Origin of the sequence: Streptomyces sp. NPDC017993, assembly GCF_044328065.1 — a bacterium.
Lineage (GTDB): Bacteria > Actinomycetota > Actinomycetes > Streptomycetales > Streptomycetaceae > Streptomyces.
Genome location: NZ_JBIRGO010000013.1, coordinates 185592 through 202354 on the forward strand (window position 1 = coordinate 185592; position 16763 = coordinate 202354).

Genomic DNA, 16763 nt, shown 5'->3' on the forward strand with positions numbered 1-16763 from the left:
GCGCTCTCCCCCAAAGGCCGGGTGTGGTCTTTAATGGTTTAGACCAGTGCCCGCAGCTTGGCCTAGACCTTTTGGGGTGTCAAGGGGTGTATAAGAGTCGCTGTCGGCTCCGTTACCGGACCGACATCCGGCGGGCCGGGACCTGCGAGGAAGCATGGGAACCCCACTCATGCCACGATGTGAGCCGCTACGTACGGAGGAGCCGGTGACGGCAGCGCGACAGGAGTCGGAGAGGCGGGTCATGGACACCGAAGGGGGCAGCGCCGAGAACGGCGGCGGCGCCACACGCACCGCTCGCGTGCCCAAGTACTACCGCCTCAAGCGGCACTTGCTGGAGATCACCGAGACTCTGCCGCCGGGGACCCCGGTGCCGCCCGAGCGCACCCTCGCCGCGGAGTTCGACACCTCCCGCACGACGGTGCGCCAGGCCCTCCAGGAACTGGTCGTCGAGGGCCGCCTGGAGCGCATCCAGGGCAAGGGCACCTTCGTGGCCAAGCCCAAGGTCTCCCAGGCGCTGCAACTGACCTCGTACACCGAGGACATGCGCGCCCAGGGGCTGGAACCGACGTCCCAGCTACTGGACATCGGCTATGTCACCGCGGACGACCAGCTGGCCGGCCTGCTGGACATCGCCACCGGCGGCCGGGTGCTGCGCATCGAGCGGCTCCGGCTGGCCAGCGGCGAGCCGATGGCCATCGAGATCACCCACCTGTCCGCCAAGCGGTTCCCCTCACTGCGCCGCAACCTCGTCAAGTACACCTCCCTCTACACCGCACTGGCCGAGGTCTACGACGTCCGCCTCGCGGAGGCCGAGGAGACCATCGAGACCTCCCTCGCCACCCCGCGCGAGGCCGGTCTGCTGGGCACCGATGTCGGCCTGCCCATGCTGATGCTCTCCCGGCACTCCCTCGACGCGCAGGGACAGCCGGTGGAGTGGGTGCGCTCGGTCTATCGGGGCGACCGCTACAAGTTCGTCGCCAGGCTGCAGCGCCCCACGGACTGAACGCCCGGCGCCCGGCCCCGTACACGACCGTGCGGGGCCGGGCGCACGCGCTGCCGCCGTCCGCCCCGGATCCGCCCCGGGTCCTCCGAGCTGCACCGATGCGCCCCGCTCCGGGACCCGTAGGCCGGCCGCAATGAAATCTCTTCCATACCGATATGCGGACAGCTAGTGACGCGCGCCACGGCCCTGCCATAGATTTCCAGCCGATTACACAGGAGATCGCCAGGGACGGAGCACACCCATGCCAGAGCCAGCCGAATCGCCAGGCACCAGAAAGGTCGTCACACCCGCGCGTGTGGTGATCGGGCTGTGCCTGCTCGCTCCGTTCGTGGCGATGCTGTGGGTGAGTTCCTACGCCAGGATCGAGCCGACCTTCATAGGGATCCCCTTCTTCTACTGGTACCAGATGGCGTGGGTGTTCATCTCGACCGCGCTGACCATGACCGCGTACAAGCTCGTGCAGCGTGAGAAGCGCGCGCGTAAGGCGGGTGCGGCACAGTGACTCTCCTGACAATCGCCTCCGCGGCCCCGGCCGCTCCGGCCCCGCCGGCCGCCTCGTCCACCGACGGCGTGAACGGCGTCGCGCTGGCCGTCTTCGTGTTCTTCTTCCTGGCCGTGACGGTCATGGGCTTCCTCGCCGCCCGCTGGCGCAAGGCTGAGCAGTCCGCCAACCTCGACGAATGGGGCCTGGGCGGCCGGAGCTTCGGCACCTGGGTGACGTGGTTCCTGCTCGGCGGCGACCTCTACACCGCGTACACCTTCGTCGCCGTCCCGGCGGCGATCTACGCGGCGGGCGCGGCCGGCTTCTTCGCCGTGCCCTACACGATCCTGGTCTATCCGCTGATCTTCACCTTCCTGCCCCGTCTGTGGTCGGTGTCGCACAAGCACGGCTATGTGACCACCTCCGACTTCGTCCGGGGCCGCTTCGGCTCCAAGGGCCTGTCGCTGGCCGTGGCGCTCACCGGCATCCTCGCGACCATGCCGTACATCGCGCTCCAACTGGTCGGCATCCAGGCCGTCCTGGACGTCCTGGGTATCGGCGGCGGCGAGACCACCAACTGGTTCGTCAAGGACCTGCCGCTACTGATCGCCTTCGCCGTCCTGGCGGCCTACACCTACTCCTCGGGGCTGCGGGCGCCCGCGCTCATCGCCTTCGTCAAGGACGGGCTGATCTACCTCGTCATCGCGGTGGCGATCATCTACATCCCGATCAAGCTGGGCGGCTTCGACGCGATCTTCGACTCGGCCGGGAAGGCGTTCGAGCAGCCGGGACCGACCGGTAAGCCGCGCGGTGAGCTGGCGAGCGGCCCCAACGCCCAATGGGCCTACGCCACGCTGGCGCTGGGCTCGGCGCTGGCGCTGTTCATGTACCCGCACTCGATCACCGCGACGCTGTCCTCGCGCAGCCGCAACGTGATCCGCCGCAACACCACGATCCTGCCGCTGTACTCCCTGATGCTGGGCCTGCTGGCGCTGCTCGGCTTCATGGCCATCAAGGCCGGCACGGAGATCCACGGCAACCCCCAGTTGGCGATTCCGCAGCTCTTCGAGGACATGTTCCCGAGCTGGTTCGCCGGCGTGGCGTTCGCCGCGATCGGCATCGGCGCCCTGGTGCCCGCGGCCATCATGTCGATCGCCGCGGCCAACCTCTTCACCCGCAATGTCTACAAGGACTTCCTGAAGCCGGACGCCACCCCGGCCCAGGAGCACAAGGTCGCCAAGCTCGTCTCGCTGCTGGTGAAGGTCGGCGCGCTGGCCTTCGTCCTGACCATGGACAAGACGGTCGCCATCAACTTCCAGCTGCTGGGCGGCATCTGGATCCTGCAGACCATGCCGTCCCTCGTCGGCGGTCTGTTCACCCGCTGGTTCCACCGCTGGGCGCTGCTCGCCGGCTGGGCGGTCGGCATGGCGTACGGCACGCTCGCGGCGTACGGCGTGGCCAGCCCCACCCAGGCGCACTTCGGCGGCTCCAGCAGGGAGATCCCGGGTATCGGTGAGATCGGCTACATCGGCCTGACCGCGTTCGTGCTGAACGTCGTGGTCACCGTCGTGCTGACCTTCGCCCTGAAGGCCGCGAAGGCGCCGGACGGCGTCGACGAGACCAGCCCCGGCGACTACACCGCGGACATCGGCGACAAGGGCGTCAGCCCCGACCTGCCGCCTGCTACCGCGGAGGAGGCCCCCGCGGGCCGCTGACCCGCCGCACCGCTCCCGGCCACGGGCCGTCGCACCCCCAGGGTGCGGCGGCCCGTTCGCGTGCGGAGCGCGGCGCGACGTCCGCGCCGGTTCAGCTCACCCAGTCCTTGAGCGCCTCGGTTTCGAGCGTGATGTTCACCGGGTCCGGCAGGTGGAGCGACTTGCCGAAGGGGACGGTGTGGACGTTCTCGTAGCGGTCGGCGTCGGGCCGGCTGTAGACCGTGACGTGGTGGGCATCACGGTCCACCAGCAGAGAGAGCGGGATGCCGGTCTCCGCGTACGCACGGGGCTTTTCCACCCGGTCCCGCTGGTCGGCATCGGGGTCGTGGGAGGCGACCTCGACAACCATCAGAACCGGGTCGGGGCCGGCCCATTCGCCCTGGCCGACGAAAGCATCCATGGGCGCGAGCGTCCCGTCCGGGCGGGCACGGCCGCTTCGGTACGTCTGCACCTTCAGGCCCTGGCCGGGCGTCGAGCCAGAGCTCGGGCCGATGCTGCATACAGACACGGGTAAGCCACTGGATGATCCGCCCGTGGTCCCCGTCCGGCATGGGCTTGCTCCTGACCGTCCCGTCGATAAGTTCCCACCGCGCGCCTTCCTCCAGGCGGGCGAGTATCCGAGCGGCCTCTTCGAAATGCTCGGTGCCCATGATGTGCGGCCGGTCGGCAAGCGCGGTCATGGAACCTTCTCCCTCTGTCATCAACGGAGCGGGAGACGTAGGAAGCCGATAGCCGAGCGCACGGACAGACACCGCTTGATCACTCTCAACTCACTAGATATGGGGGTGCACACGAGAAGCCACCACCACATGTATGCTCGTGCTCGCTGTCGCCGCAGGGGAATCCGGTGCGAATCCGGAACTGTCCCGCAACGGTGTACGAGCACGCCCATAAGGCCCCAAAGCCCTACCGGCGCGCCCGTGGAGTCCGAAGACCTGCCGACGGTACGCCCGCACCGCCATCGGTGCGGACGTCGATACGTCCGGGCCCCGTGGGATGGGCCGGTGGACGCCGCGCGGTGTGCCCGCGCATCCCGACATTCCGGGGTGCCGCATGCCCGCGCGCGCCCGTCGCGCCCCTCCCTCCTGGCCCCCGCCGAGTGAGGGAGAGCATCACGTGACCATCGCGCCAACGGAGCCCGCGTCAGACGCCGAGGTCGTGCAGTCCGCGCCGCCCGCCCCCGCCGACCGGGACGGCCGTGCCGAGGACGGCCCCGGTGTGGCCCTGCTGCGCACCCTGACCGAGCTGACCGAGGACCTGACCGCGACCGACCCCGGCAAGGTGGCCGCCGCCGCCCTCCGCGGCCGCCACGCGGGCTCCGACGAGGCCGAGTTGCGCTCACTCGCGATCGAGGCCGCGGCCGGTCTGATCGGTGACGAGCCGCAGTACTCCCGGCTCGCGGCGCGGCTGCTCACCCTCGCCATCGCGGAGGAGGCCGCGGGCCAGGGCGCCACCGCGTTCTCCGCCTCGGTGGAGGTCGGTCACCGCGAAGGTCTGATCGCCGACGCCACCGCCGCGTTCGTCCGCACCCACGCCGCCCGCCTGGACGCCTCCGTCGACAAGGCCCTCGCCGACGGCGCCGACGACCGCTTCGGCTACTTCGGCCTGCGCACCCTGCACTCCCGCTACCTCCTGCGGCACCCCACCACCCGTCAGGTCATCGAGACACCACAGCACTTCCTGCTCCGGGTGGCCTGCGGTCTCGCCGAGAACGACTCCACGGCCGCGCTGGACGACGTCGCCGAGCTGTACCGCCTCACCAGCTCACTGTCCTATCTGCCGTCCTCCCCCACCCTGTTCAACTCCGGCACCCGCCACCCGCAGATGTCCTCGTGCTATCTGCTGGACTCCCCGCTGGACGAACTCGACTCGATCTACGACCGCTACCACCAGGTCGCCCGGCTCTCCAAGCACGCCGGCGGCATCGGTCTTTCCTACTCCCGGATCCGCGCACGGGGGTCGCTGATCCGGGGCACCAACGGCCACTCGAACGGCATCGTGCCGTTCCTGCGCACCCTGGACGCCTCGGTCGCGGCGGTGAACCAGGGCGGCCGCCGCAAGGGCGCCGCCTGCGTCTACCTGGAGACCTGGCACGCCGACATCGAGGAGTTCCTGGAGCTGCGCGACAACACCGGCGAGGAGGCCCGCCGTACGCACAACCTGAACATCGCGCACTGGATCCCGGACGAGTTCATGCGCCGCGTCGAGGCGGACGCCGACTGGTCGCTGTTCTCGCCGTCGGACGCGCCGGAGCTGGTGGACCTGTGGGGCGACGAGTTCGACGCCGCCTACCGCAGGGCCGAGGCCGAGGGCAGGGCGCTCAAGCAGATCCCGGCCCGGCTGCTGTACTCGCGGATGATGCGCACCCTGGCGCAGACCGGCAACGGCTGGATGACGTTCAAGGACGCCGCCAACCGCACCGCCAACCAGACCGCCGAGCCCGGCAAGGTCGTGCACTCGTCAAACCTGTGCACCGAGATCCTGGAGGTCACGGACGACGGGGAAACCGCGGTCTGCAACCTCGGGTCGGTCAACCTCGCCGCGCATCTGGGCGACGAGGCCGCCGGCTGGGAGGAAGCGATGGACTGGGAGCGGCTGGACGCGACGGTCCGCACCGCCGTCACCTTCCTCGACCGCGTCGTGGACATCAACTTCTACCCGACCGAGCAGGCCGGCGCCTCCAACTCCCGCTGGCGGCCGGTCGGTCTGGGCCTGATGGGCCTGCAGGACGTCTTCTTCCGGCTGCGGCTGCCGTTCGACTCGGCCGAGGCGCGGGAGCTGTCGACCCGGATCTCCGAGCGGATCATGCTCGCCGCGTACGAGGCGTCCGCCGACCTGGCGGAGCGGCGCGGCCCGCACCCTGCCTGGTCCTCCACCCGCACCGCCCGCGGGGTGCTGCACCCCGACCACTACCCCAACGCCGAGCCCCGCTGGGCGGACCGCTGGGCGGCGCTGCGGACCCGGATCGCGGCGACCGGAATGCGGAACTCGCTTCTGCTGGCGATCGCGCCGACCGCGACGATCGCCTCGATCGCGGGCGTGTACGAGTGCATCGAGCCGCAGGTCTCCAACCTCTTCAAGCGCGAGACGCTGTCCGGCGAGTTCCTCCAGGTCAACGCCTATCTGATCGAGGAGCTCAAGGCGCTGGGGCTGTGGGACGCGCGGACCCGCGACGCCCTGCGCGAGGCCAACGGCAGTGTGCAGGACGTCGAGTGGATTCCCGAGGAGGTCCGGGCGCTGTACCGCACCGCCTGGGAGGTCCCGCAGCGCGCGCTGATCGACATGGCCGCGGCCCGTACTCCGTACCTCGACCAGAGCCAGTCGCTGAACCTCTTCATGGCGTCACCGACCATCGGCAAGCTCAGCTCGATGTACGCCTACGCCTGGAAACGCGGCATCAAGACCACGTACTACCTGCGCTCCCGCCCGGCGACGCGGATCGCGCAGTCGGCGCGCGGCACGGCGGCCGCGGCCCCCGCCACCGTCCCCCAGCAGGCCACCGACCCCGACGCGGTCGCCTGCTCCCTGGAAAACCCCGAGTCCTGCGAGGCCTGCCAGTAATGACCACCGAAGCCACCACAGCATCCGCGGCACACACGGCCACCACCGGTACCAAGAACCTCCTGGACCCGGGCTTCGAACTGACGCTGCGACCCATGCGGTACCCCGACTTCTACGACCGCTACCGCGACGCGATCAAGAACACCTGGACGGTGGAGGAGGTCGACCTCCACTCCGACGTCACCGACCTCGCCAAGCTCTCGCCGGGCGAGCAGCACATGATCGGCCGACTGGTCGCGTTCTTCGCGACCGGCGACTCGATCGTGTCCAACAACCTGGTCCTGACGCTCTACAAGCACATCAACTCCCCCGAGGCGCGGCTGTACCTGAGCCGTCAGCTGTTCGAGGAGGCGGTGCACGTCCAGTTCTATCTGACGCTGCTGGACACCTACCTGCCCGACCCGGACGACCGCGCCGCCGCCTTCGCGGCCGTGGAGAACATCCCGTCCATCCGCGAGAAGGCCGAGTTCTGCTTCAAATGGATGGACTCGGTCGAGAGCATCGACCGGCTGGAGTCCAGGGCCGACCGGCGCCGCTTCCTGCTCAACCTGATCTGCTTCGCGGCCTGCATCGAGGGCCTGTTCTTCTACGGCGCCTTCGCCTACGTCTACTGGTTCCGCTCGCGCGGCCTGCTGCACGGCCTGGCCACCGGCACCAACTGGGTGTTCCGCGACGAGTCCATGCACATGGAGTTCGCGTTCTCGGTGGTGGACACCGTCCGCCAGGAGGAGCCCGACCTCTTCGACGACCAGCTGGAGCAGCAAGTCGTCGAGATGCTCAAGGAAGCCGTGGAGGCGGAGCTGCAGTTCGGCCGTGACCTGTGCGGCGAGGGCCTGCCGGGCATGAACACCGAGTCGATGCGCGAGTACCTCCAGTGCGTCGCCGACCAGCGGTTGCAGCGTCTGGGCTTCCCGCCCGTGTACGGCTCGGAGAACCCGTTCTCCTTCATGGAGTTGCAGAACGTCCAGGAGCTGACGAACTTCTTCGAGCGCCGGGCCTCGGCCTACCAGGTCGCCGTCGAGGGCTCGGTCTCCTTCGACGACGACTTCTGACCGCCGCGTTCACCGCGAATCCTGCCGCGACGCCCCTTCGTCCCATCTGCCGTCCCGCCGATTGTGAGCATTCGGTTAGATGGCAAACCCGTCCGCCTCCCGCCTCGTCTACGGGAGCATGAAGGGAACGAAGGGGCGTCGCCGGTTCATCGACTATCCGCGCCTGGGGCGGGAGGGGCCGCGCCGCTGGCTGCCCTCCTGGCGTCTGGTGGCCGGCACCTTCGGGGCCGGCATCGCGGTCCTCGCCGGACTGTTCGCGCTCGTCTACGTCAACGTCGGCATCCCGAACGAGAACGCGCTGGCCGGCCGGGAAGCCACCGTCTACTACTGGGCGGACGGCAGCCAGATGGTGAGCGTCGGGCCCGTCAACCGGCAGAACATCTCGCTCGACAAGGTGCCCGACTCCGTCGAGAGCGCCGTCATCTCGGCGGAGAACGCCACCTTCTACAGCGACTCGGGCGTCTCGTTGCAGGGCATCGCCCGCGCCGTCGTGAACATGGTCTCCGGCGAGGAGGCGCAGGGCGGCTCCACCATCACCCAGCAATACGTGAAGAACACCTATCTCTCGCAGGACCAGACGGTCACCCGCAAGGTCAAGGAATTCATCATCTCCTTGAAGGTGAACAACCAGAAGTCCAAGCAGGAGATTCTCCGCGGTTACCTCAACACCAGCTGGTTCGGGCGCGGTTCGTACGGAATCCAGGCCGCCGCGCACGCGTATTACGGCATCGACGCACAGCGGCTCAATCCCGGTCAGGCCGCCCTGCTGGCCGCCTTGTTGAAGGGCGCGGAGCAGTACGATCCGGGCCTGGGCAAGGCGTCCCACGAGCGGGCGGTGGCACGCTGGAAGTGGATTCTGGACCGGCAGGTCGACACCGGCGCCATGAGCGCGGCCGAGCGGGCGAAATACCGGGTCTTCCCGGAACCACGGGCGTTGGAGAAACCCACCAGTCAGGCCGGGCAGACCGGCTATCTGGTCGATGTCGCCAACAAGTTCATCAAGAGCGGCAGCGGTCTGACCGACAAGGACCTGGCGCGCGGCGGCTACCGCATTTACACCACTTTCGACAAACAGCGCACCCGCCGGCTGGAAAAGGCGGTCACCACGGTGCGCAAGCGCGACCTCGATCCGAAGAAGCGGGCCGCCGACACCTTCGTGGAATTCGGCGCGGCATCGGTCCGCCCGCGCGACGGCGCGATCGTCGCCCTCTACGGCGGCACGGACGCCACCCGGCACTTCAGCAACAACGCGGACACCTCGGCCGTCCCGGCAGGATCGGCCTTCAAACCGTTCGTCCTCGCCGCCGCGCTGCTGCAGCAGGCCGAGGAGGCCGCCACGAAGCCGATGCCGGTGGGCCGGGAGACCCACCCCGTCGCCGAAGATCTCTTCGGGGCCCTGATGGAAGGCGAGAACCCGCCATTCGTACAGGCCGGGCAGCGCATCGGGCTGGCGCGGATCCGCCATCTCGCGCTGGCCGCGGGCCTGCACAAGGAGAGCCTGGCGCGCCTGGAGCCGACCTTCCCGCTGGGCACCTCGGCTCCGAGCGCGATCCGGCTGGCGAGCGCGTACACCACCTTCGCCAACGACGGCCGGCATACCGACCCGTACGCGGTCTCCCGGGTCACCCGCAACGGCAGGCCGGTCGACGGCTTCGGCCGGCCGGCGCCCGAGCAGGTCCTCACGTCCGGCGTCGCCCAGCAGGTGACCGGCGCCCTGGAAGGCTGGGGTTGGCGCACCCTGGGGCCGGACGGCACCGGCGGGCGGCAGCGCTACCGGCCGGTCGCGGCCGCCGGCACGGAGCCCGGCGACCGGATGAAGTCGGCGTGGTTCATCGGCACCGCGGCGGGCGCCGGGGGCGGCGCGGTGCCCGGGATCCGGCCCGACCGCGCGCCCGGAGCCGGTGACGGCAGCGAGCCGACCACCGCCATCACCGTCTTCCGCAACAAGCCGGGAGCGCCGGAGCTGCTGCCGATGCAGGGCGTGGGCGGCTCCGTGACCGGGCTGGGCACGGACCTCCCGCCGCGGGTCTGGACGGCCTACCAGGACGCCTCATGACCCGCCGCGCCCCCGCAGCCCCGCACGGTCTCGCAGGCCCACCGGGGCGCCCGGCGCACCTGCGCGACGGCGCTCAGTCGTTGGCGACGACCGGGTAGCGCGGCTCTTGCTCGGCCATCTGCTTCAGCGCGTCCTTGCGGTCCCGCTTGGAGAGCCGGTCGATGTAGAGGTAGCCGTAGAGGTGGTCGGTCTCGTGCTGGAGGCAGCGCGCGAAGTAGCCGGTGCCCCGGATCGCGACCGGGTTGCCCTCGGCGTCCTGGCCCCGCACCACGGCGTAGTCGGGACGGGCCAGCTCGGCGTACGCGCCCGGCACCGACAGGCAGCCCTCGCCGGAGTCGTCCAGCACCCGCTGCTCGACCGGCACCTCGTCGAGGACGGGGTTGCAGATCGCGCCGACGTGCCGCACACCGGAGTCGTCGAGGCAGTCGTAGACGAAGACCTTCAGGTCCACACCGATCTGGTTCGCGGCCAGGCCCACACCCTCGGCGGTCCGCTGGCTGGCGAACATGTCATCGATGAGTCGGCCGAGTTCGTCGCCGAACTCCGTGACGTCCTTGCACTCCTTGTGGAGCACCGGGTTGCCGACGACCGTGATGGGCCGCGACGTGCCGCGCTCGCGGTGGGCGGCCTCCCGCTGCGCCGCGTCCGTCGTGTCGTCGATGAACTCATCGTCCACGCGCTGCTCACCGTTTTGATCAAACACAGGCTGCTGGGCCATTTCCGCCGTACGCCTTCCTGAAAACCCTGATTAGTCGCCCTACAGACTACGGGGGCACGACCGGGCGCTCAGCAGACCTCTTCGAGATCCCGCCATTCCCGGGTGTCCGGGCTGTCGGCGACCCAGCCGTCCAGCAGTCCGCGCACCAGCGCGGAGGGTGCGGCGATACCGCACTCGCGCTCCGGCACCCACAGGGAGCCCGACCCCGCCGTACGGTGCCCGAGCGGGCCGGGATGGCCCGGCTCACTGTGGTCGTGCGGGTCCATGTGCTCGCCGTCGCCCTCGTCGCTGGGCATCCGGCTCTCCGAGCACGTACGGCACAGCAGCCGCACGGACGACGACCAGTCCTCCGCGGCAAAGCCCGCGTCGGCCGCCAGGCGCTCCAGGGCGTCCCGGTCGTCCTCGGTGGCCGCCTCCAGCAGCACCACCCAGGTCGGGACGGGGGACGGCGCCCACAGCTCGATCTCGTCGAAGACCGGGAAGGCCCTCGTGCCGCCGTCGGCGCCGGCGGCGGTGATCCGCTCGCCGTGCGGGACGCCGTCGTGCAGCACGACCTCGCCCCAGCGCCGCCCGGAGGACGGCAGCGGGATCGACAGCACCTCGATACGGGCCGGGTCCAGCCGGCGGCCCCAGACCACCTCCGCCTCGCCCTCGGGCGAGAGGCGTACGGCGGCGCTTCCCAGGGCCATCCCGGTCGGCTCCGCGGAGGGCGAGCCCTCGGTGGGCACCTTGAGGCCGTATGCCTGCCAGGCGCGGCGGGCCAGCGGCCAGTCCTGCAGGGCGGTGGCGGCGATGCCGACGTTCCACCAGTCGGGCGCCCCGGTCTCGCGGTCGAGCAGCGCGACCGCGCGCAGTCCGGCGGCCCTGGCCTGCTCCCAGTCGTGCCGGAACTTGTGCAGCAGGGCGAGGTTGAACCAGGACTCCGAGAGCCACGGCTCCATATCGGCGGCACGCGTCAGCAGCGCCCCCGCGTCCTCGTAACGGCCGTCGCCGATCAGCGTGAAAGCGCGGTCGGTCGCCTGCCGCCACGAGGCGGAGGGCCGGTGCCGTACCTTGCCGAAGATCCTCACGATTCCCGCCTGCTGGTTGCTCTTGATGCCGCTGCCGGAGGTGTTCCGAGCGACTGCCGGGCCATCTGGGGGCCTACTCGACAACCTGCCACAGATTGCCGTCCGGCTCAGCCCGGTTCTGCTGCGCCCCCCTGCGGCTCCTTGCCCTCGGCCGACCCCCTGAACCCCCTGTGAGGGGCTCCCTTCGCATCCAACCATGCCCATCTCGCGGGGCGCTCATTACCCATGGGTTCCATGACATGGGTGAGTAACCGGGCCCGAGAGGGCTGATATGTGCCTTCAGCGGCCGTCCAGGCGCCTTGCCGGCGTCCGGGCGCCCGTGAGCCGCTGGGGCGCCGCCCCGGGCCCCGGGGACCGCTTCCCGGGCAAGGCGCGGCCTGCATGCCCCCTGGCCGCCCTCCACCGCCACCCGACGGCTTCCCCGACCGGTCGGCACGCTCCGCCTCATACGCGGGGAGCCGCCCGATGGCACCTCCGCGACCGGAGGCCCGGACCCGCCCGGAGGGCCGCGGACAGCCGCGGTCGCCCGGTTGCGCCTCCGGCGAACATGCCCCGCACGCACTTCCCGCGCCTGCTGGGCTCCGACCCCGGACCGGCCCTCACACCGTCCGGCCACCGCGCGCGAGGACCCGCGCGAGCGCCTCGACGACCCGGGGTTCGTGGTCATGTGCGGTGGCCAGCCTCAGTCGCTCCAGGGCGCGCAGCGCGCCCCCAGGGCCCGCGGACTCCCCCGCCAGGTCGTCGTAGGCGTTGACCGTGCGGACGATACGGGCGGTGACCGGCTGGTCCCGGTACGGATCCGCCTGCCGCTCGACGATCACCGCGACCTCCGCGGGCACCCCGGTCTGCCGCACGACGGCACCGCCCAGCAGCGCGATCCGGCGCTGCTCGGCGGGCGGCAGCGGCGCGGTCGCGCCGGCGGGCACCGGGTCCAGCAGCGAGAGCTGGCCGATGTCATGCATCAGGGCGGCGTATTCGAGCACGTCCAAATCCGGCTCGCGCAGGCCCAGTTCACGCCCCACGGCACGGCTGAGCGCCGCCACCCGGCGGGCGTGGCCGTGCGGGGTGTAGCCGGCGATCTCGGTGGAGCGGGCCAGCGAGGCGATGGTCTGCCGGTAGGTGGTCCGTACGGCCGCGAACCGGCGGAAGGCGAACTGGGTCAGCAGCAGCGGCACGCAGAAGACCGGCAGCGCCCACAGCCCGGCGACCGCGGTGGCGAGCGAGATGACCACTCCGGTGGCGCAGATGGCCGAGCCGATACCGATCAGCGCGCGCAACTCGTCGCGCAGCAGCGGCCCGTACGGCCAGCCGGTCCTGGCACGGGCCAGCGCGGCGGCCAGTACCGCGTCGCAGAGCGCGGTCAGCGCCAGCAGTCCGATTAGGAACAGCGGGTAGACCGGCCCCTTCGCCACCCATTCCGTCAACCGGCCGGTGTTGTAGAGCGGTTGGAAGCAGGTGGCGGCGAAGCCGACGGTCAGGACGCGGCGGGCGAGATGGTCGAGTGCCGGGCCACGGCCGAGCGCGAGGTGCGGGACGAGCCCCACCAGCCCGGCCGCCACGACCACCGTGACGGTCTGCGGGACGCCGTGGGTGCTCGGCTGTCCGCCGACCTCGCCCAGCAGCGCGTAGGCGAGGGCGCCGGCCGCGCCGAGCGGTGCGCTCTCCCGCTCGCCGGGCCCCCGGCCGCGTCCGCCGGTCCGCGCCGGCCCCCAGCGCACGAGCTCGCCGACCGCGATCAGGACGCCGAAGGCCAGCGCGACCCCGGGCTCCCCCAGTCCCTCCCACAGCGTCCGGCCGAGTGCCCAGCACGCCAGCGCGGCAGCGGCGCCGTGGACACCGATGACGACGCCGTACGCGTGGCGGGCGGGCTTGCCGTGCCCCTGGCCGGTGAGGTGGCCGTCCACCCGGCCGACCGCCGCATCGGCGACCGTGCCGCGTGCGTGCGCGCCGTGCGCCCTGCGTCTCGCGCCGCGGGGCGCCTGCGGCCCGCCGCTCACCGCCCGCCGTCCCGCCAGGGCCGTCCGGCCCGTCCGGACCTGCGCGCGGAACCGACCGCCGTACGCCCCGGCTCCCCCTCGTCGGCGCCGCCCGCGTCACCACCGGGGTCACTGCCGCCGGCGGGGCCTGCCCGCCCGGCGACCGGCCGGTCCGTGTCCGCACCGGCCGCCCGCGCACCCGCAGGCCGGCCCTCCACCGCTCCGTCCCGACCCGGAGGCGGGACGTTTCCTCTCCCCGCCTGCGCGGCGCCCCGCTCCCCCGCGAGCACCGCCGCCCCGGCGCCGGCGTCCACCGTCACGACCGGGGGCACCACCGTCACGGGATCCGCGTCCGCCGCCGTCACCAGGTCCGGGTGCCAGCCGTACCGCTCCAGAGCCGCCGCGAGCGCCCGGACCATCCGCGGATCGAACTGCGCACCGGCGCACTTGCGCAGCTCGGCCACCGCGGTGGGCACCGGCCGGGCCCGGCGGTAGGAGCGGGTGGAGGTCATCGCGTCGAAGGCGTCGGCGACCGCCACCACCCGGGCGAACTCGGGAATGTGGTGACCGGACAGGCCGTAGGGATAGCCGCGGCCGTCCAGCCGCTCGTGATGGTGCAGGATCGCGGCCCGCGCCTCGCCCAGGAATCCGATGCCGCGCACGATCTCGTGCCCGTACTCCGGGTGCAGTTCGATGACACGGCGCTCCTCCGGGGTCAGCGGCCCGTCCTTGCGCAACAGACGGGTGGGGACGCCGAGTTTGCCGACGTCGTGCAGGATGCCGGCGAACCGCAGCGCCTCCAGCCGGTCCTCCGCCATGCCGAGTTCCCGGGCGATCATCACCGACGCGCGGCCGACCCGCTCGCTGTGCCCGCGGGTGTAGCGGTCCTTGATGTCCACCGCCTGGACGAGGGCGCGGATGGTGGCCTGGTGGGCGGCACGTTCCTGGTGGTACTGGGCGAAGATCCAGCACGAGATGTACATCGGCAGCAGCACCAGCAGCGCCGCGAGCGGCCCGTAGGAACTGCGCCACAGCACCGCCATCATCAGCCCGGCGAGACCGTGGACGAGGTGCGGCCCCAAGGACCGGGTCAGCAGACCGCGCCAGGCGGTGCGCACCGGGTGCCGTTCGGCGGCGACCAGCACCCCGCCGTCGAGCGCTGCCAGCACCACGCAGAAGGTGACCGCGGCCGCCGCCCCGGGGACCAGCAGGACGGGGAACTCCGGTGCGGACAGCGGGCGGTGGCTGATCGCGTCGAAGACCCGGGAGGCGGCGCAGCAGGCCAGCGCGAGCTGCGCGGCGTGCCACACCTTGCGGGCGCCGGTCCAGCGCACCTCGGCCTGTGCGAGGAGAGCGCCGGGTACGGCCACCAGCCCGGCCGGCGCCGGCGGGAGGAGGAAGACACCGGCCAGCAGGACGGGGAAGAACGAGCCCACGCCGAGAGGCCCCCGACTGCCCGACATCGGTCCTTTGCGCAGCTGTTCGCACAGTGCGTAGAGGGCGGCCAGGGCGAGGGCCCCAGCCCAGTCGGCGACGCCGAGACCTATCGCGGGGATGAGGCACAGTGCCGCCGCCACCGCGGCGCATCCGATGTACCACCGCGCGGCCAGCGGAAGTCCCCGCATCGCGCCTCCTCCCACGCCCACCGCTCGCCCCGCTGCCGCATCCGCGGCGCGAGGAATTCGGTGAGAATAGAGGGGCTGCGGCCCCGGAGAGGGGGCGTTAGCGGATCGGGCGGGACGAATCGCCCCGCCCCTCACCCCTTAGGGTGACGCGCCGCCTTATTCGGCCCGCGCGGCTTCGGCTCGTGCATCGCCCGGGTCGGCGCCGGCCGAACCGCCCGCGTCGGTCGCCTCGGCGTCCGCCTGCTCCCGCTGGGCCTGCTCGTGCTTGGCCTGCTCCAGCACGCTCAGCTCGGGCACGGTCTCCCCGGCCCGGATCAGGTCGATCCGGCCCATGACCTTGGAACGCAGGTCGGTGGGGACGTCGTCATGGCCGCAGCAGCGCTTGACGAGCTTCTTGACGGCCTGCTCCAAGCCGTACTTCTCCAGGCACGGCGAGCATTCGTCGAGGTGCACCTGGAACTCCGCGCACTCCCCGGCGGGCATCTCCCTGTCGAGATACTCGTAGAGGTGATCAAGAACCTCTGAGCAGTCCTTCTCGTGCGGCTCTCCGCAGCTCATGATCCCGAGCCTTTCCGGTCGTGCGACCCCGACGTCGGCGTGGCCTGCGCATCCGCGGCCGCGGCCCCCGCCGGGACCAGCCCGCGCTCACGGGCGTAATCCTCCAGCATGCCGCGCAGTTGGCGCCGGCCGCGGTGCAGACGCGACATCACCGTGCCGATGGGCGTCCCCATGATGTCCGCGATCTCCTTGTACGCAAAGCCCTCGACATCCGCGAGATAGACCGCGATGCGGAACTCCTCGGGAATCTCCTGCAGAGCGGCCTTGACGTCCGAGTCCGGCAGGTGATCGAGCGCCTGGGACTCGGCCGAGCGCAGTCCGGTGGACATGTGCGACTCGGCACGCGCGAGCTGCCAGTCCTCGATCTCCTCGGCGGCGCTGCGCTGCGGCTCCCGCTGCTTCTTGCGGTAGGAGTTGATGAACGTGTTCGTCAGGATGCGGTACAGCCACGCCTTGAGGTTGGTGCCCTCCCGGAACTGGTGGAAGGACGCGTACGCCTTCGCGTACGTCTCCTGCACCAGGTCCTCCGCGTCGGCCGGATTGCGCGTCATGCGCAGCGCGGCGGAGTACATCTGGTCCAGGAAGGTGAGCGCGTCCCGCTCGAAGCGCGCGTTGCGCTCGGCGTCGCTCTCCTTCCGGCTCGCAGCCTTGTCCTCAGCCGTGCCGTCGGTCCCTGCGTCGGTCCCAGTGAACGGACCCACCTCCTCCAACACCGTGACGGATCCGGATGCGGACCCACTCGATTCGGAGAATAGACGACGATCAGGTGCCGCCGCCGCTCCAGCCGCGGCGGGCTGCGTCACCTGCATCTGCGACCACTGCAGGTCAGCGACCGGGCGGGCCGGGCAAGCGATTCCCATGCGGCGGACTCCATTCCTCGAGCTTCAGGTGGTACTCGCTGTTACGCCACGCACAACAGCGGCACCCCCCGGCACATTCCCGCCCCGC

General features: G+C 71.1%; 11 protein-coding genes, 2 pseudogenes and 1 riboswitch. Of the genes and pseudogenes, 6 read left to right on the forward strand and 7 right to left on the reverse strand.

Annotation, left to right across the window (positions count from 1 at the left end; all coding sequences use genetic code 11):
• Nucleotides 1-241: 241 nt before the first annotated feature.
• From ACH4FH_RS24415 to mctP, 3 genes are all read left to right on the forward strand, one after another.
• A complete protein-coding gene (locus ACH4FH_RS24415; protein WP_393896628.1) occupies nucleotides 242-1003 on the forward strand; it encodes a GntR family transcriptional regulator in 762 nt (253 codons plus the stop codon).
• A gap of 241 nt (nucleotides 1004-1244) precedes the next feature.
• Nucleotides 1245-1505, forward strand: coding sequence for a DUF3311 domain-containing protein (locus tag ACH4FH_RS24420; protein ID WP_398558001.1), 261 nt, complete (start codon nucleotides 1245-1247; stop codon nucleotides 1503-1505).
• A 68-nt stretch (nucleotides 1506-1573) separates the two neighbouring features.
• Nucleotides 1574-3199, forward strand: coding sequence for a monocarboxylate uptake permease MctP (gene mctP / locus ACH4FH_RS24425; RefSeq protein WP_398558063.1), 1626 nt, complete (start codon nucleotides 1574-1576; stop codon nucleotides 3197-3199).
• Nucleotides 3200-3290: 91 nt separating this feature from the next.
• Here the strand turns inward: mctP and ACH4FH_RS24430 are convergent.
• A pseudogene (locus tag ACH4FH_RS24430) lies at nucleotides 3291-3879 on the reverse strand (Uma2 family endonuclease).
• Nucleotides 3880-3995: 116 nt separating this feature from the next.
• Nucleotides 3996-4157, forward strand: a riboswitch (cobalamin riboswitch).
• Nucleotides 4158-4315: 158 nt separating this feature from the next.
• Between ACH4FH_RS24430 and ACH4FH_RS24435 the strand changes: the two are divergent.
• The 3 genes from ACH4FH_RS24435 to ACH4FH_RS24445 all read left to right on the forward strand — a co-directional run bounded on the left by ACH4FH_RS24435 (nucleotide 4316) and on the right by ACH4FH_RS24445 (nucleotide 9868).
• The gene (locus ACH4FH_RS24435) at nucleotides 4316-6760 is read left to right on the forward strand and encodes a ribonucleoside-diphosphate reductase subunit alpha (protein ID WP_398558002.1); all 2445 of its coding nucleotides are present in this window, start codon (nucleotides 4316-4318) and stop codon (nucleotides 6758-6760) included.
• Nucleotides 6760-7812 carry a ribonucleotide-diphosphate reductase subunit beta gene (locus ACH4FH_RS24440; RefSeq protein ID WP_398558003.1) on the forward strand — a complete coding sequence of 351 codons (1053 nt, stop codon included), beginning with the start codon at nucleotides 6760-6762 and terminating at the stop codon, nucleotides 7810-7812. Before ACH4FH_RS24435 ends, ACH4FH_RS24440 begins: the two co-directional genes overlap by 1 nt.
• A 118-nt stretch (nucleotides 7813-7930) precedes the next feature.
• A complete protein-coding gene (locus ACH4FH_RS24445) occupies nucleotides 7931-9868 on the forward strand; it encodes a transglycosylase domain-containing protein (protein ID WP_398558064.1) in 1938 nt (645 codons plus the stop codon).
• A 73-nt stretch (nucleotides 9869-9941) separates the two neighbouring features.
• Here the strand turns inward: ACH4FH_RS24445 and def are convergent, their stop codons facing one another.
• The 6 genes and pseudogenes from def to ACH4FH_RS24475 form a co-directional block, all read right to left on the reverse strand.
• Entirely contained in the window at nucleotides 9942-10586 is a 645-nt protein-coding gene (gene def / locus ACH4FH_RS24450; RefSeq protein ID WP_398558004.1) for a peptide deformylase, read from the reverse strand.
• Nucleotides 10587-10654: 68 nt separating this feature from the next.
• Nucleotides 10655-11656, reverse strand: coding sequence for a tetratricopeptide repeat protein (locus ACH4FH_RS24455; RefSeq protein ID WP_398558005.1), 1002 nt, complete (start codon nucleotides 11654-11656; stop codon nucleotides 10655-10657).
• A gap of 599 nt (nucleotides 11657-12255) precedes the next feature.
• The gene (locus tag ACH4FH_RS24460) at nucleotides 12256-13497 is read right to left on the reverse strand and encodes an HD-GYP domain-containing protein (RefSeq protein WP_398558065.1); all 1242 of its coding nucleotides are present in this window, start codon (nucleotides 13495-13497) and stop codon (nucleotides 12256-12258) included.
• Between the two features lie 395 nt (nucleotides 13498-13892).
• Nucleotides 13893-15257, reverse strand: a pseudogene (locus ACH4FH_RS24465) (HD-GYP domain-containing protein); the annotation flags it as partial.
• A 156-nt stretch (nucleotides 15258-15413) separates the two neighbouring features.
• Nucleotides 15414-15815 (reverse strand): mycothiol system anti-sigma-R factor, encoded by a 402-nt coding sequence (gene rsrA / locus ACH4FH_RS24470; protein ID WP_398558006.1) that lies wholly within the window; start codon nucleotides 15813-15815, stop codon nucleotides 15414-15416.
• Nucleotides 15812-16516 (reverse strand): sigma-70 family RNA polymerase sigma factor, encoded by a 705-nt coding sequence (locus tag ACH4FH_RS24475; protein ID WP_398558007.1) that lies wholly within the window; start codon nucleotides 16514-16516, stop codon nucleotides 15812-15814. Before ACH4FH_RS24475 ends, rsrA begins: the two co-directional genes overlap by 4 nt.
• Nucleotides 16517-16763: the final 247 nt, after the last annotated feature.

Excerpts from the sequence above, each read along its gene's own strand:
- ACH4FH_RS24415 (WP_393896628.1), top strand. The coding sequence starts at position 242 with ATGGACACCGAAGGGGGCAGCGCCGAGAACGGCGGCGGCGCCACACGC.
- ACH4FH_RS24420 (WP_398558001.1), top strand. The coding sequence starts at position 1,245 with ATGCCAGAGCCAGCCGAATCGCCAGGCACCAGAAAGGTCGTCACACCC.
- ACH4FH_RS24440 (WP_398558003.1), top strand. The coding sequence starts at position 6,760 with ATGACCACCGAAGCCACCACAGCATCCGCGGCACACACGGCCACCACC.
- ACH4FH_RS24445 (WP_398558064.1), top strand. The coding sequence starts at position 7,931 with ATGAAGGGAACGAAGGGGCGTCGCCGGTTCATCGACTATCCGCGCCTG.
- def (WP_398558004.1), bottom strand. The coding sequence starts at position 10,586 with ATGGCCCAGCAGCCTGTGTTTGATCAAAACGGTGAGCAGCGCGTGGAC.
- rsrA (WP_398558006.1), bottom strand. The coding sequence starts at position 15,815 with ATGAGCTGCGGAGAGCCGCACGAGAAGGACTGCTCAGAGGTTCTTGAT.